The organism is Tatumella ptyseos ATCC 33301, assembly GCF_000735525.1.
Lineage (GTDB): Bacteria > Pseudomonadota > Gammaproteobacteria > Enterobacterales > Enterobacteriaceae > Tatumella > Tatumella ptyseos.
On the sequence record NZ_JMPR01000020.1, the window covers coordinates 90,545 to 106,461 of the forward strand.

The 15,917-nt window shown below is 51.5% G+C and carries 15 protein-coding genes; 12 read left to right on the forward strand and 3 right to left on the reverse strand.

The genetic code is table 11. The features are described 5' to 3' along the window. Positions 1-2: 2 nt before the first annotated feature. The 12 genes from murD (at position 3) to mutT (ending at position 14,074) form a co-directional block, all read left to right on the forward strand. Positions 3-1,319 carry a UDP-N-acetylmuramoyl-L-alanine--D-glutamate ligase gene (gene murD, locus GTPT_RS05760; RefSeq protein WP_025901232.1) on the forward strand — a complete coding sequence of 439 codons (1,317 nt, stop codon included), beginning with the start codon at positions 3-5 and terminating at the stop codon, positions 1,317-1,319. Next, positions 1,319-2,545 carry a cell division protein FtsW gene (gene ftsW, locus GTPT_RS05765; protein ID WP_025901233.1) on the forward strand — a complete coding sequence of 409 codons (1,227 nt, stop codon included), beginning with the start codon at positions 1,319-1,321 and terminating at the stop codon, positions 2,543-2,545. The genes murD and ftsW overlap by 1 nt, the downstream gene beginning before the upstream one ends. Further along, positions 2,542-3,600: an undecaprenyldiphospho-muramoylpentapeptide beta-N-acetylglucosaminyltransferase gene (murG, locus tag GTPT_RS05770; protein ID WP_025901234.1), complete on the forward strand. Its 1,059-nt coding sequence runs from the start codon at positions 2,542-2,544 to the stop codon at positions 3,598-3,600. Before ftsW ends, murG begins: the two co-directional genes overlap by 4 nt. A 72-nt stretch (positions 3,601-3,672) precedes the next feature. Then, a complete protein-coding gene (murC, locus tag GTPT_RS05775; RefSeq protein ID WP_029990237.1) occupies positions 3,673-5,148 on the forward strand; it encodes a UDP-N-acetylmuramate--L-alanine ligase in 1,476 nt (491 codons plus the stop codon). A 73-nt stretch (positions 5,149-5,221) separates the two neighbouring features. After that, positions 5,222-5,443 carry a hypothetical protein gene (locus GTPT_RS18035; protein WP_029990236.1) on the forward strand — a complete coding sequence of 74 codons (222 nt, stop codon included), beginning with the start codon at positions 5,222-5,224 and terminating at the stop codon, positions 5,441-5,443. A 216-nt stretch (positions 5,444-5,659) separates the two neighbouring features. Continuing rightward, positions 5,660-6,508: a cell division protein FtsQ gene (ftsQ, locus tag GTPT_RS05790; protein ID WP_029990235.1), complete on the forward strand. Its 849-nt coding sequence runs from the start codon at positions 5,660-5,662 to the stop codon at positions 6,506-6,508. Continuing rightward, a complete protein-coding gene (ftsA, locus tag GTPT_RS05795; protein ID WP_025901238.1) occupies positions 6,505-7,761 on the forward strand; it encodes a cell division protein FtsA in 1,257 nt (418 codons plus the stop codon). Before ftsQ ends, ftsA begins: the two co-directional genes overlap by 4 nt. A 73-nt stretch (positions 7,762-7,834) precedes the next feature. Next, a complete protein-coding gene (gene ftsZ / locus GTPT_RS05800; protein ID WP_025901239.1) occupies positions 7,835-8,989 on the forward strand; it encodes a cell division protein FtsZ in 1,155 nt (384 codons plus the stop codon). A 101-nt stretch (positions 8,990-9,090) separates the two neighbouring features. After that, positions 9,091-10,008: a UDP-3-O-acyl-N-acetylglucosamine deacetylase gene (gene lpxC / locus GTPT_RS05805; protein WP_029990234.1), complete on the forward strand. Its 918-nt coding sequence runs from the start codon at positions 9,091-9,093 to the stop codon at positions 10,006-10,008. Between the two features lie 253 nt (positions 10,009-10,261). Beyond that, positions 10,262-10,774, forward strand: a complete 513-nt coding sequence (secM, locus tag GTPT_RS05810; RefSeq protein ID WP_025901241.1) for a secA translation cis-regulator SecM — start codon at positions 10,262-10,264, stop codon at positions 10,772-10,774. A 65-nt stretch (positions 10,775-10,839) separates the two neighbouring features. Further along, the gene (gene secA / locus GTPT_RS05815) at positions 10,840-13,545 is read left to right on the forward strand and encodes a preprotein translocase subunit SecA (protein ID WP_029990232.1); all 2,706 of its coding nucleotides are present in this window, start codon (positions 10,840-10,842) and stop codon (positions 13,543-13,545) included. A 133-nt stretch (positions 13,546-13,678) separates the two neighbouring features. Next, complete coding sequence (gene mutT, locus GTPT_RS05820) at positions 13,679-14,074, forward strand: 8-oxo-dGTP diphosphatase MutT (protein ID WP_025901243.1); 396 nt, start codon at positions 13,679-13,681, stop codon at positions 14,072-14,074. Positions 14,075-14,127: 53 nt separating this feature from the next. Here the strand turns inward: mutT and yacG are convergent, their stop codons facing one another. Genes yacG through coaE form a run of 3 tightly spaced genes read right to left on the reverse strand, consistent with a single transcriptional unit; the run spans position 14,128 to position 15,686 of the window. After that, on the reverse strand, positions 14,128-14,319 hold the full coding sequence (gene yacG, locus GTPT_RS05825) for a DNA gyrase inhibitor YacG (RefSeq protein WP_025901244.1): 192 nt from the start codon (positions 14,317-14,319) through the stop codon (positions 14,128-14,130). A 9-nt stretch (positions 14,320-14,328) separates the two neighbouring features. Beyond that, positions 14,329-15,072 carry a cell division protein ZapD gene (gene zapD, locus GTPT_RS05830; RefSeq protein ID WP_025901245.1) on the reverse strand — a complete coding sequence of 248 codons (744 nt, stop codon included), beginning with the start codon at positions 15,070-15,072 and terminating at the stop codon, positions 14,329-14,331. Further along, positions 15,069-15,686: a dephospho-CoA kinase gene (coaE, locus tag GTPT_RS05835; protein ID WP_025901246.1), complete on the reverse strand. Its 618-nt coding sequence runs from the start codon at positions 15,684-15,686 to the stop codon at positions 15,069-15,071. Before coaE ends, zapD begins: the two co-directional genes overlap by 4 nt. Positions 15,687-15,917 lie beyond the last annotated feature (231 nt).

Below are 15,917 nucleotides of genomic sequence, written 5' to 3' on the forward strand. Positions count from 1 at the left end.
TTATGTCTGACTATCGGGGTAAAAAAGTCGTCATTATCGGGCTGGGGCTGACCGGCCTCTCCTGTGTTGATTTCTTTCTGGCGCGGGGGGTAACCCCGCGTGTCACAGATACCCGGATATCGCCGGCGGGACTCGAAAAACTCCCTGAAACGGTAGAACGTTTTCTGGGGGGGATTAATGAAGACTGGCTGCTGGACGCGGATTTAATCGTCGCAAGCCCGGGCATCGCACTTTCTCACCCGGCACTTTCCCGTGCTGAAGAGGCGGGTGTCGAGATTGTCGGGGACGTTGAACTGTTTTGTCGCGAGGCCCGGGCACCGATAGTGGCTATCACCGGGTCGAACGGTAAAAGCACCGTGACGATGATGGTCGGCGAAATGGCGAAAGCTGCAGGTTGTCATGTGGCCGTCGGCGGAAATATCGGCCTGCCGGTACTCTCACTGCTCAGTGAGACCATTGAGCTCTATGTGCTGGAATTATCAAGCTTTCAGTTGGAAACCACCCATAGCCTGAAAGCGGCAGCCGCGACGATCCTGAATGTCAGCGAAGACCATATGGATCGGTATCCGCTGGGAATGCAGCAATACCGTGCCGCCAAATTACGTATTTACGAACATGCAACGACCTGTGTCGTCAACGCTGATGACGGATTAACGATGCCGGTGCGCGGCGTCGATAGCCGGTGTATCAGTTTCGGTGTGAATGTCGGTGATTATCACCTGAATACTCAGCAGGGGAGTACCTGGTTACGGGTGAAAGGGGAGAAAGTGCTGGATACCGGGGAAATGAAACTGACCGGGCAGCATAACTACACCAATGCCCTGGCCGCCCTGGCACTGGCCGATGCCGCCGGATTACCACGAGCGACCAGCCTGAAAGCGCTGACCACCTTCACAGGGCTTAGCCACCGGTATTGTCTTGCTCACCGGAGTCATGGCGTCGACTGGATTAATGATTCGAAAGCGACCAATGTGGGGAGCACGGAGGCAGCGCTGAAAGGGCTGATCGTGAAAGGTCAGTTGTGGTTGCTGCTGGGCGGTGACGGTAAATCGGCAGACTTTACACCGTTGTTACCGTACCTGCAGAGAGATAACCTGAAAATTTACTGCTTTGGTCGTGATGGCGATGAGCTGGCGGCGCTGCGTCCGGAGGTTTCCGTGCGTACCGATACCCTGCAGCAGGCAATGGCAGCGATTGCTCCACAGACTGCGCCCGGTGATCTGGTCTTATTATCCCCGGCTTGTGCCAGCCTCGATCAGTTTAAAAATTTTGAGCAACGGGGCGATGAATTTACCCGTCTTGCTAAGGAGTTAGGTTAATGCGTATCCCGGGCCTGAGATACCCTGTCGCACTGATACTTGCCATCTCCGGTCGCCTGAGAGACTGGGTGATGGGGGCGAAAGAAAGCGATGATACAGCCATTATTCTGTATGACCGTACGTTGTTATGGCTAACGTTTGGCTTAGCCATCGTCGGCTTTGTGATGGTGACCTCTGCGTCGGTACCGGTCGGGCAGAGAATGGATGATGATCCGTTCTATTTTGCGAAACGTGATGCGTTCTACCTGGGGCTGGGGTTTGCCATATCCCTGGTCACGCTGCGCTTACCGATGTCGTTCTGGCAGAAGTACAGTAACGTAATGCTGCTGATTTCTATCGTCATGCTGCTGGTCGTGCTGGTGGTTGGGAGCTCGGTCAACGGTGCTTCCCGCTGGATAGCCCTGGGCCCGTTGCGTATTCAGCCGGCAGAATTTTCTAAATTATCCCTGTTTTGTTATCTCGCCAGTTATCTGGTGCGAAAGGTAGACGAGGTCCGGAGTAACTTCTGGGGATTCTGTAAACCGATGGGGGTCATGGTGGTGCTCGCGGTCCTGCTGCTGGCGCAGCCTGACCTGGGGACGGTGATCGTATTGTTTGTAACAACGCTGGCGATGTTGTTTCTGGCGGGGGCTAAACTCTGGCAGTTCCTCGCGATCATCGGGTCGGGACTTTTTGCTGTGGTACTGCTGATCCTTGCAGAACCCTATCGTATGCGCCGCGTGACTTCTTTCTGGAATCCCTGGGCGGATCCTTTCGGCAGTGGCTACCAGCTGACGCAGTCTCTGATGGCCTTTGGGCGTGGTGAGTTCTGGGGACAGGGGTTGGGAAACTCGGTTCAGAAGCTGGAATATCTGCCTGAAGCCCATACCGACTTTATTTTCTCTATTATCGGCGAAGAACTCGGCTTTTTCGGTGTGTCACTCGCACTTTTGATGGTATTCTTCGTCGCTTTTCGGGCGATGTCGATTGGCCGCAGAGCATTGGAACTGGATCAGCGTTTTTCCGGTTTTCTGGCCTGTGCTATCGGGGTCTGGTTCAGTTTCCAGGCGTTGGTTAACGTAGGTGCCGCCGCGGGGATGCTCCCGACCAAAGGTCTGACCCTGCCGTTAATCAGTTACGGTGGTTCCAGCCTGATTATTATGTCGACAGCTATCGTGCTGTTATTACGAATAGATTATGAAACACGCCTGACAAAAGCGCAGGCGTTTACCCGGGGTAGCCGATGAGCGGCAAGCGATTAATGGTCATGGCCGGGGGCACCGGCGGACATGTTTTTCCGGGCCTGGCAGTGGCCCATCACCTGATGGCTCAGGGCTGGCAGGTTCGCTGGCTGGGGACCGCTGACCGTATGGAAGCGGACCTGGTCCCGAAGCATGGTATCGATATTGATTTTATCCGCATCAGCGGATTACGGGGTAAAGGCATAAAAGCTCAGTTGCTGGCTCCCTGGCGTATCTTTACGGCATGGCGTCAGGCCAGAGCGATTATGAAGCGCTGGAAACCGGATGTGGTGCTGGGTATGGGCGGCTATGTTTCCGGCCCCGGCGGACTGGCGGCGTGGAGTTGCGGTATTCCTGTGGTACTGCATGAGCAGAACGGGATCGCCGGTCTGACAAATAAAGGGTTGTCCCGGATTGCGCGTAAAGTGTTACAGGCTTTCCCGGGCGCTTTTGCGAACGCCGATGTTGTCGGAAATCCGGTTCGTACGGATGTACTGGCATTACCGGCTCCTGAACAACGTTTTGCCGGGCGTGAAGGGCCGATTCGGGTGCTGGTCGTCGGGGGCAGTCAGGGGGCCAGAGTGTTAAACCAGACGATGCCTTACGTGGCTGAAAAATGTGGTGACCGTATCACCCTCTGGCACCAGACCGGAAAAGGTGCGCTGGAGGCTGTTGAAGCGGAGTATGCCAGTGTCGGGCAGACCGGCCACCGCATCAATGAGTTTATTGATGATATGGCGCAAGCGTATGCCTGGGCTGATGTGGTGGTTTGTCGTTCCGGTGCATTAACGGTCAGTGAAGTCGCTGCCGCCGGACTGGCGGCGATTTTTGTGCCTTTTCAGCACAAAGATCGGCAGCAGTACTGGAATGCACTGCCGCTGGAAAATGCCGGGGCGGCCAGAATTTTTGAACAACCCGCCTTTACGGCTTCTGTCATCGCAGAAACCTTAAATGGCTGGGACCGTCAGCAATTGCTGACGATGGCATTAAAAGCCCGCGCAGTCGCCGTTCCGGACGCGACTGAACGCGTAGCAAATGAAGTGGCGAAAGTCGTTAAATGAATATAGCTCCGGGTGAGCGGCTTTTTCCGGGCAGAATGTCCCGGGGAAAGTATGAACAGGTAGTGTAACGAGATGAATACTCAACAATTAGCAAAACTGCGCTCTGTTGTGCCTGAAATGCGTCGGGTCAGGCATATCCATTTTGTCGGCATTGGTGGTGCAGGGATGGGCGGTATTGCTGAAGTGTTGGCGAATGAAGGGTATCAGATCAGTGGTTCTGATCTGGCACCGAACCCGGTCACTCAGCATCTGAGTGCTCTGGGGGCTATCATTTATTTTAACCACCGGCCAGAGAACGTGACCGATGCCAGTGTGGTTGTGGTTTCCAGTGCCATCTCTGCGGATAACCCGGAATTGATCGCCGCCCGTGAGGCCAGGATCCCGGTGATCCGTCGGGCAGAAATGCTGGCGGAACTGATGCGTTTCCGCCACGGGATTGCGATTGCAGGCACGCACGGTAAAACGACGACCACCGCGATGGTGTCCAGCATTTATGCAGAAGGCGGGTTAGACCCGACTTTCGTTAATGGCGGACTGGTTAAAGCCGCCGGAACGCACGCCCGTCTGGGAAGCAGTCGTTACCTGATTGCCGAAGCAGATGAGAGTGATGCATCGTTTTTGCATCTGCAGCCGATGGTTGCAGTGGTGACAAATATTGAAGCTGATCACATGGATACGTATCAGGGAAATTTTGACAACCTGAAACAGACCTTTGTGAATTTTTTACATAATCTTCCGTTTTATGGCCGCGCCGTATTATGTGTCGACGACCCTGTTATCCGGGAGCTTATTCCGCAGGTTGGTCGTCAGATAACGACTTATGGTTTCAGTGACGATGCAGATATCAGAATTGAAGATTACCGGCAGAAAGGTGCTCAGGGGCATTTTACCCTGGTCCGTCATGATAAGCCGGTCATGGAAGTCACTCTGAATGCACCGGGGCGCCATAATGCGCTGAATGCCGCCGCGGCGGTGGCTGTGGCGACAGAAGAAGGGATCGAAGATAGCGATATCCTTACCGCGCTGGAAAATTTCCAGGGGACAGGACGCCGCTTTGATCTGCTGGGTGAATACCCCACCGAACCTGTGAATGGTCAGCCAGGAACGGCGATGCTGGTGGATGATTATGGTCACCATCCGACAGAAGTGGATGCCACTATAAAAGCAGCCCGTGCCGGCTGGCCGGATAAAAAGCTGGTGATGATTTTTCAGCCTCACCGCTATACGCGCACCCGTGATTTGTTCGATGATTTTGCGAACGTGCTTTCTCAGGTGGATGTCCTGCTGATGCTGGAAGTCTATTCTGCGGGAGAAGCTCCGATAGCCGGGGCAGATAGCCGGGCGCTTTGCCGCTCAGTCAGAAGCCGCGGGAAAGTTGAACCGATATTGGTCTCCGATAATGAGATGCTGGCCGATGCGCTGGCACCGGCACTGAGCGGAAACGATCTTGTCCTGGCGCAGGGCGCCGGCACGGTGGGGCGAATTGCGCGGACTCTGGCTGACCGGAAACTGCAGCCGGTGACCCGGACAGAAGAACTGCCTGGCTGATAAAAGACGACCGGGAAAGCCCAGGTTTACAGCACCGGGGAGAGGACGTTACATTCTGCGGACTTATGGCGAAATGGTCATCGCCCGGAAAGCGTTTTCAGCGCCGTGTTTTCAAGGGGATAGTGATATCTTCGTAATGAACGGACAGAATGACACGGAATATGTTGCCGATGCAGAAGATGAAAAATCACTGTGTTCGGCGCGTATTAAGGTTAAAAATGAATTTTGCGACTACAATGCTAAGTATCTTGCTGATGAGACACAGTATTTCTGCCTCTCAGACGTTAAAAAATGAGCACAGTGCGCGCAGAATCAAACTGTCCTGCAGAGGTTAAAGGATCACAGAAGGGAGGTATCGATGTGCAATGGGTTGATAAGCATTATTTTCAGCCATTCTTCGTCGGTTTCTCGTCAGAGACGGTTCGCCGGAATCCGGGTACTTTAACAGTAAGGCAGGCGGCTATGAATTTTTCGGAATTATTGAGCAATAGGCTGGAGTTAACAAACTGATATGTCTCAGGCGGCTTTAAATACGCGGAACCGGGAGTCCCAGGGGCACCAGGGATCCGGACGGAGTCCCGGACGGAGTAATGGTACGCGCCTGTTCGGATTGATCTTTTTGTTACTGGTCATTGGTACTATGGTGTTGGGGAGTGTCATGGTCCTGAAATGGATGGATGATGCCTCCCGCTTACCGTTATCGAAACTGGTGGTCACAGGACAAACGCGCTATACCACCCACGATGACATCCGGCAGGCGATTTTATCACTCGGGCCTCCCGGAACGTTTATGTCACAGAATGTGGATGTGATACAGCAGCAGATTGAACGACTTCCCTGGATTAAGCAGGTAAGTGTCCGGAAACAATGGCCGGATGAATTAAAGATTCATCTGGTTGAATATGTGCCGGTTGCACGGTGGAATGATCAGAATGTCGTTGATGCTGACGGTGTCTCTTTCCGGTTGCCTTTAAGTCTCCCGGTTCAGCAGACTATGCCAATGCTTTACGGACCGGAAGGCAGCGAAAAAGAGGTGATGGCCGGTTTTTATCAGATGAGTGATGCCTTAAAGCCTTCGAAAATTACGCTAAAGGCGGCTTCGATGACAGCAAGGCGGTCATGGCAGCTGGTCACCAGCGATGACATGAAAATTGAGTTGGGGCGTGATGACACAATGAAACGTCTGCAGCGTTTTATTGACCTCTATCCGGTTCTGCTTCGTCAGGCGCAGACAGATAATAAACGGATAGGTTATGTAGATTTACGTTATGACTCCGGTGCGGCTGTGGGATGGCTTGCCGCCCCCGTCGACCCTAAGAACAGTAACCAGCAACAAAAGCAGGCACAGGCTAAACAATGATCAAGTCAACGGACAGAAAACTTGTAGTAGGACTAGAAATCGGCACCGCTAAGGTTGCTGCCCTTGTAGGGGAGATTCTGCCCGATGGTATGGTCAACATTATCGGCGTCGGTAGTTGTCCTTCCCGCGGTATGGATAAAGGCGGCGTTAATGACCTGGAATCGGTGGTCAAATGTGTACAGCGCGCGATTGATCAGGCTGAATTAATGGCCGATTGTCAGATTTCTTCTGTATATCTGGCGCTTTCTGGTAAACATATAAGTTGTCAGAACGAAATCGGGATGGTTCCGATTTCCGAAGAAGAAGTAACCCAGGATGATGTAGAAAATGTCGTGCATACAGCGAAATCTGTGCGTGTTCGTGATGAGCACCGTATTCTGCATGTGATCCCTCAGGAATATGCCATTGATTATCAGGAAGGTATCAAGAACCCTGTCGGTTTATCCGGGGTCAGGATGCATGCCAAGGTTCACCTGATCACCTGCCATAATGATATGGCAAAGAATATCGTGAAGGCCGTTGAGCGATGTGGCCTGAAAGTGGATCAGCTGATTTTTGCCGGGCTGGCATCCAGTTATGCCGTGTTAACTGAAGACGAACGCGAATTAGGCGTCTGTGTGGTTGATATCGGTGGTGGTACAATGGATATGGCAGTGTATACCGGGGGCGCATTACGGCACACGAAAGTGATCCCTTACGCGGGTAATGTGGTGACCAGTGATATCGCTTATGCCTTCGGAACACCACCGACCGATGCGGAAGCCATTAAAGTCCGTCACGGGTGTGCATTAGGCTCGATTGTCGGTAAAGACGAAAATGTCGAAGTGCCAAGTGTGGGCGGACGACCGCCACGCAGTCTGCAACGTCAGACCCTGGCTGAAGTCATCGAACCGCGTTATACCGAATTACTGAACCTGGTGAATGATGAAATTCTGGAATTACAGGAACAACTCCGTCAGCAGGGTGTAAAACATCATCTGGCCGCGGGTATCGTGTTAACCGGTGGGGCAGGGCAGATTGAAGGGTTAGCCGCGTGCGCTCAGAAAGTGTTCCATACCCAGGTCCGAATCGGACAGCCGTTAAATATTACCGGCCTGACCGATTATGCTCAGGAACCTTATTATTCGACGGCTGTAGGGTTGTTGCACTATGGTAAAGAATCACACCTGGGTGGCGAAGGCGATAGCGAAACAAGAGCATCAGTAGGCGGTTGGTTTAAACGAATTAACAGCTGGCTGAAAAAAGAGTTTTAATTTTTTACTAAAAGGAGGCCATGCTGTTAGCATTTATGGTCTCCAGGCGACAGGCACATAACGGAGAGAAATCATGTTTGAACCTATGGAATTAACCAATGATGCGGTGATAAAAGTCATCGGCGTTGGTGGCGGCGGCGGTAACGCCGTAGAACACATGGTACGCGAACGTATCGAAGGTGTTGAATTCTTTGCAGTGAATACCGATGCTCAGGCACTGCGTAAAACCGCAGTGGGTCAGACAATTCAGATTGGTAATGACATTACTAAAGGTCTGGGAGCCGGTGCGAACCCGGAAGTCGGACGTAACTCAGCAGAAGAAGACCGTGAAGCTCTGCGCGCAGCGCTGGATGGTGCGGATATGGTCTTTATTGCCGCAGGTATGGGTGGCGGTACCGGTACCGGTGCTGCGCCGGTTGTGGCTGAAGTCGCGAAGGACCTGGGGATCCTGACCGTTGCTGTGGTAACTAAACCCTTTAACTTTGAAGGCAAAAAGCGTATGGCTTTTGCCGAGCAAGGTATTGCTGAGCTTTCCAAGCATGTCGATTCACTGATCACTATCCCGAATGACAAGCTGCTGAAAGTTCTGGGCCGTGGTATTTCATTATTGGATGCTTTCGGTGCAGCCAATGATGTACTGAAAGGTGCGGTACAAGGTATCGCTGAGCTGATCACCCGTCCGGGCCTGATGAACGTCGACTTCGCGGATGTGCGCACAGTGATGTCTGAAATGGGCTATGCGATGATGGGCTCCGGTGTTGCCTGTGGTGAAGACCGTGCTGAAGAAGCGGCTGAAATGGCTATTTCCAGCCCGTTACTGGAAGATATCGATCTCTCCGGTGCCCGTGGTGTGCTGGTCAACATTACTGCTGGCTTCGATCTGCGTCTGGACGAGTTTGAAACCGTGGGTAATACCATCCGTGCATTTGCCTCCGACAATGCAACCGTCGTTATCGGTACCTCTCTGGATCCGGAAATGAACGACGAACTGCGCGTGACTGTCGTTGCTACCGGTATTGGTATGGATAAGCGTCCTGAAATCACCCTGGTCACGAATAAAACAACCAGCCAGCCAGTGATGGATCACCGTTATCAGCAGCATGGTCTGACTCCGTTACCTCAGGAACAGAAACCTGCCGCGAAAGTTGTGAATGATCCTGCCGGTCAGGCGAATAAAGAACCTGATTATCTGGATATTCCTGCGTTCCTGCGTAAGCAAGCGGACTAAGAATATACCGATATTTGGTCTGGTTCGCTCTTTGTGCTAAACTGGCGGTCAGTCAGTCATGTATAGTGACGAACGAAGAGTAATATTGCGAGATTAATACGATGATCAAACAAAGGACACTAAAACGTATTGTTCAGGCGACAGGTATCGGTTTACATACCGGTAAAAAAGTCAGCCTGACACTGCGCCCTGCGCCAGCCAATACTGGGGTCATCTATCGTCGCACTGACTTGAATCCACCGGTAGATTTCCCGGCTGATGCAAAATACGTGCGCGATACCATGCTCAGTACTTGCCTGGTAAACGACGAAGGCGTGCGTATTTCAACGGTTGAGCACCTTAACTCAGCCCTGGCCGGTTTAGGTATCGACAACATTATTGTTGAAGTCGATGCGCCTGAAATCCCGATTATGGATGGTAGTGCTGCGCCTTTCGTTTATCTGCTGCTGGATGCAGGGATCGACGAGCTGAACAGCGCTAAGAAATTCGTTCGTATTAAAGAAGCCGTACGTGTTGAAGAGGGTGATAAGTGGGCAGAGTTAACGCCTTATAATGGTTTTTCTCTCGACTTTACCATCGACTTCAAGCATCCGGCGATCGATTCAAGCTCACAGCGTTATCAGCTGAACTTCTCAGCAGATGCGTTTGTTCGCCAGATCAGTCGTGCGCGTACCTTCGGTTTTATGCGTGAAATTGAGTATTTACAGTCTCGTGGCCTGTGCCTGGGCGGTAGTCTTGACTGTGCCATCGGCTTAGATGATTTCCGTGTATTAAACGAGGAAGGCCTGCGTTTTGACGATGAGTTTGTTCGTCACAAAATGCTGGATGCTATCGGTGATTTGTTTATGTGTGGTCACAATGTTATCGGTGCGTTCAGTGCCTTTAAATCAGGGCATGCATTGAATAACAAATTGCTGCAAGCCGTACTGGCTAAACAGGAAGCCTGGGAATGGGCAACCTTTGAAGATGATGCTGAACTGCCACAGGCATTCAAAGCACCGAATCTGGTACTGGCATAAAATTGCTTAATGCAGCAGGTGTTACTGATAATCTCTCCGGTCAGTAACCCTGCTGTTTTTTTATGCTCCTCGTGCTCTGTCTAAAAATCCCCCAAAAACACCGAATTTATTCACTGCTTCCTTATTCTCTGATGTTGAAATCCGGCATTAGTGATACTATCTCACTCATACTATATTGGCGTATCCGGCCAGCGGACGCAGGGATTGCTGAGAGTCTCCCGGAACGCATACATCAGTTTTCAATGGATAGAATGTGATCGGAATTTTTTCGCGTTGGCGACAACTTGGCAGACGGTACTTCTGGCCGCATCTCCTTTTGGGGATGGTCGCGGCCAGTCTGGGCTTGCCTGTCGCTAATGCGCAACCCCCGGAGTCTGGTTCTGTCTCCGGTAAATCGGCCAATACCCTCTTTGTCGGTAATGCGGTTCGCTTTGAAAATCTTATCCGCTTGCGTGATACGGCCCGCAGGCCGGGGCTGAGTGCTGATTACTGGCATCAGCATGCTATCAGGGTGGTGATCCGCCATCTCTCATTCTCCTTACCGCAACTGCAAGCGCAGGTTCAGCATCCGCTTCTTCCTCTGACGGCACAGAAAATTGCTGTTTTACAGTCACTGCATGCCTTGCTGACGACACATAACCCTGTCTGCCCGCATCCCCCGGTCGGGAGTGCATTATCTTCCGTTCAGCAACCCGGCTTTAACAGTGGCTTGTGGCTTTCCGGGGTTCAGGGTATCCGGGCCGGGCCCGTGCTCTCTGAGATCTGATAGTCCAGGACGTAAACCCACCCCGAATTTTGCAGCCAGTGAGCTGAACTGAGATTATAAAAACTATGGTCATGAAATTATTAACTAAAATTTTTGGCAGCAGCAATGATCGTACCTTACGTCGTATGCGTAAGACGGTTGATATTATTAATAAAATGGAACCGGAATTTACGGCGCTGACCGATGAACAACTGAAAGCGAAAACCGTCGAATTCCGTGCCCGTCTGGAAAAAGGTGAAGCATTAGAAAGCCTAATCCCGGAAGCCTTCGCCACGGTACGTGAAGCCAGTCGTCGTATCTTCAATATGCGCCACTTTGACGTTCAGTTGATGGGCGGTATGGTGCTGAATGAGCGCTGCATCGCAGAGATGCGTACCGGTGAAGGTAAAACGCTGACCGCAACATTACCGGCCTATCTGAACGCACTGAGTGGCAAAGGTGTACACGTCGTTACCGTCAACGATTACCTGGCGCAGCGTGATGCCGAAAATAACCGCCCGTTGTTTGAGTTCCTGGGCCTGACTGTCGGTATCAACCTGCCAGGGATGCCGGCACCGGCTAAGCGTGAAGCTTACAATGCTGATATCACCTACGGTACTAATAACGAATACGGCTTTGACTATCTGCGCGATAACATGGCTTTCAGCCCGGAAGAGCGTGTGCAGCGCAAACTGAACTATGCGCTGGTAGATGAAGTCGACTCCATCCTGATCGATGAAGCCCGTACTCCTCTGATAATCTCAGGTCCGGCGGAAGATAGCTCTGAGCTTTATATTAAAGTTAATAAGGTTATTCCTCATCTGGTTCGTCAGGACAAAGAAGATTCTGATACGTTCCAGGGGGAAGGTGATTTCTCGGTGGACGAAAAGTCTCGCCAGGTTCACCTCACCGAACGCGGTCTGGTAAAAATTGAACAACTGCTGGTCAGCCAGGGCATTATGGAAGAAGGCGAGTCCCTCTATTCTCCGGCTAATATCATGCTGATGCACCACGTCACAGCAGCTTTGCGTGCTCATGCCCTGTTCACCCGTGATGTTGATTACATCGTCAAAGATGGCGAAGTTGTTATTGTCGATGAGCATACCGGTCGTACCATGCAGGGACGTCGCTGGTCAGATGGCCTCCATCAGGCAGTAGAAGCGAAAGAAGGTGTTGAAATCCAGAATGAGAACCAGACGCTGGCATCGATCACCTTCCAGAACTATTTCCGCTTATATGACAAACTGGCGGGGATGACCGGTACTGCGGATACTGAAGCCTTTGAGTTCAGCTCTATTTACAAGCTGGATACCATTGTGCTGCCGACTAACCGTCCGATGGTCCGTAAGGATATGCCGGATCTGGTGTATATGACCGAGCAGGAAAAAATTGCGGCTATTATCGAAGACATCCGTGAACGTACTGCCAATGGTCAGCCTATTCTGGTCGGGACCATTTCTATCGAAAAATCTGAAGTTGTCTCTCATGAGCTGACAAAAGCCGGTATCAAACACAATGTTCTGAATGCTAAATTCCATGCCAGCGAAGCAGATATTATCGCACAGGCAGGGCAGCCGGGTGCGGTCACCATAGCGACCAACATGGCGGGGCGCGGTACCGATATCATGCTGGGCGGTAGCTGGCATGCGGAAGTTGAAGCGAGAGAAAATCCGACGCAGGAAGAGATCGAGGCTATCAAAGCCGAATGGCAGAAACGTCATGATGCGGTTCTGGAATCCGGCGGTCTGCACATTATCGGTACTGAACGACATGAATCCCGTCGTATCGATAACCAGTTACGTGGTCGTGCCGGTCGTCAGGGGGATAAAGGGTCTTCACGCTTCTACCTGTCAATGGAAGATGCCCTGATGCGTATTTTCGCTTCTGACCGTGTCTCTGGCATGATGCGGAAACTGGGTATGAAGCCAGGTGAAGCCATCGAGCACCCGTGGGTGACTAAAGCGATTGCGAATGCACAGCGTAAAGTGGAAAGCCGTAACTTCGATATCCGTAAGCAGTTGCTGGAATATGATGATGTTGCCAGTGATCAGCGTCGGGCGATCTACACTCAGCGTAACGAGTTGCTGGATGTTTCCGATGTGAGCGAGACCATCAATGGTATTCGCGGTGATGTGCTGACCGCCATTATCGATAACTATATTCCGCGGCAATCTCTGGAAGAAATGTGGGATGTTCCGGGGCTGGAAGAGCGTTTACGTACTGACTTCGACCTTAGCCTGCCGATTGCTGAATGGCTGGATAAAGAACCTGAACTTCATGAAGAAACACTGCGCGAACGTATTATGGAACGTGCCGATGAAAGCTATAAAGAGAAAGAGGCTGTCGTCGGTGCTGAAATGATGCGTAACTTCGAAAAAGGTGTGATGTTACAGACTCTGGATACCTTGTGGAAAGAGCACCTGGCGTCGATGGATTACCTTCGTCAGGGCATCCACTTACGCGGTTATGCACAGAAAGATCCTAAGCAGGAATACAAACGTGAGTCTTTCGCCATGTTCTCTGCGATGCTGGAGTCACTGAAATATGAAGTGGTCAGCACCTTGAGCAAAGTTCAGGTAAGTATGCCTGAGGAAGTTGAAGCCATGGAGCAGCAGCGCCGTGAAGAAGCCGAGCGTCTGGCGGCTCAGCAACAACTTAGCCACGTCGATTCAGAAACTGAAGCCGCTGCCGAGCTGGCCGCGCAGGGAGGGGAACGTAAAGTCGGACGTAATGACCCTTGCCCGTGTGGTTCCGGTAAAAAATACAAACAGTGTCACGGGCGTATTGCATAATCTCCCGTCCCTGGCCTCTGGCCAGGGTTCTGTATGATTGTCTCAGGTCCATGGTGACATGGACCTTTTTATCGTCTGTCATAAAGTAAACCGCTGACAGATCGGCTGTGTGCTTTATATATAAGGGTAACTCATGAAACATCTGCAAGTCGCGGTCGGGATTATCCGGGACCCGCAACGGGGTATTTTTCTGGCCCGTCGTTCATCCTCTTCCCATATGGCAAATAAATGGGAGTTCCCTGGCGGTAAAATTGAAAAAGATGAAACCGCTGAACAGGCACTGAAACGTGAACTGATGGAAGAGACGGGTATTGAGGTGATGAGTGCACAGGCTATCGGACAGGCTGATCATACTTACGAGGATGTTCACGTCACACTGCACTTTTTCCTGGTTGAGCAGTGGAAAGGGGAACCCTGGGGGAAAGAGGGGCAGCCACAACGCTGGGTCAGGCAGGAGGCATTAATTGCGGAAGAATTTCCGCCGGCAAATCATCAACTGGTGGGCAGACTGGTGGCCGGTGAGCTGTAAGGATAACAAAGGGCACAACCTGGTGGTCTGTGCCCTCTGCTTTGCGGAAAACGCTATTCTCCGCTCCATTCATCTTCATCAGAAAGTTTGTCATCCACCGGGATACGCTTTTCTTCAGCCGCCCATTCGCCTAAATCAATCAGCTGGCAGCGTTTAGAACAAAACGGGCGCCAGGGACTGAGACTATCCCAGATCACATCAGCCTGGCATTGAGGGCATTTCACTGTGACAACTTCTTCCTGCATAGTACCTTCTTAACAACATGCGATTTCAAACTGCAGACGAGCGGGTATTTCACCGTATTCACTGTCCATTGGCATAAAGCGGATAGCATAGCGATTTTTATGTCCGGAGATCTGCGGGTAGAGCTGGTCTTCTGCTGTGAGTTGCAGACGGATCAGATCGGCGTCTTCCGCGTTATCCTGAAAAAAGCCATTGAGACTGGTTTCTGCATGGAAATTACCAGACTGACGGATGAGATCCAACACCAGACGTAAACTTTCTCTGAGGGGTTGCAGAGTAGAGCACCATTCGTCGACCCGGGTCTGACGTTCAGCCGCAGCACTATTGAGCCATATATGAAGGGCAGGCAGGTCAAAGCTGCAACATCCACCGGGTATTCCCAGTCGCTGACGAACCTGACTAATAAATCTGTCTTCTCTGAGTTGTTGACCCATACGCGGAACCGTCATCATCAGGGTACCCTGCTTTTTGAGTTCCTGCTGCAGCTCACTGACTCTGGTAGCATCTACGCCACTGACGGATAACCAGCTGTAAAGTTTTTGTTGCTGGCGATCCAGTTCCTTAACCAGGTCAGCACGGATATCTCCGCGGTCAAAAATATCTAATAAGTCACCGATCCCGCGGAAGAAACTCAATGCACTGGCAGGATCATCCACAGGCTGACTGCTACTGAGGTTGTTCAGAATATATTCAACCCGGAGCCAGGTACGCATTTTTTCGTTGAGCGGGTACTCAAACAGGATAACGGTGCTCATGATACAGATCCTTTTTTCACTGACGCCAGCCTCTGATAGAGGCGAAACAACGTATTGATATCCTGCTCTTGTTCGGCAGGTGTCCCGGTGTTGTCGATAATATCATCGGCAACCGCTAAACGTGATTGCCTGCTCGCTTGTGCAATCAGTATAGCTTCAGCCTGCTGGCGGCTGATCTGATCTCTTGCCATGGTACGATTGATTTGGGTTTCTTCATCCACATCGATCACCAGCACACGATCCGCTTTCAGGTGCAAATTATTTTCCACCAGCAAGGGAACCACCCACAGACACCAGTCAGCCGTGACAGCTTTTATCATGTCCTGAGTCCGTTGCTGGATCAACGGGTGAAGGAGGTTATTCAACCAGACCTTCTGTGGTGGTTCGGCAAAAATCTGCTGGCGTAACCAGCTGCGATCCAGTGAACCATCAGGCAGTAATGCCTGTGCGCCGAAATGTGTCTCAATCTGCTGAAGAGCTGTTGAACCTGGCGCAACGACTTCACGGGCAATCACATCGGCATCAATGACCGGAACCCCCCGTTCAGAAAACCGGTTAGCCACAGTGGTTTTACCGCTCCCGATCCCGCCGGTAAGTGCAACAACATAGGTCATAACATAGGTATCCTGGCTATTAAGAAACTCCCCGGGTCAAAATAGCGGGGAGCGTAAATTATTTTAGTCAGATTAGACGAATTATCGGCTAATAAAAAATAAAAACTCCGTTCTGTTATGACGTTATTACTTATCCGTTCCGGCTGCAGGTAGTCAGAAAATGAGCGGGCAGTCATCTTTCACTGACACAGTAACAGCTTACCGCGAGCTGAAAAGTAATACTCTAAGCGC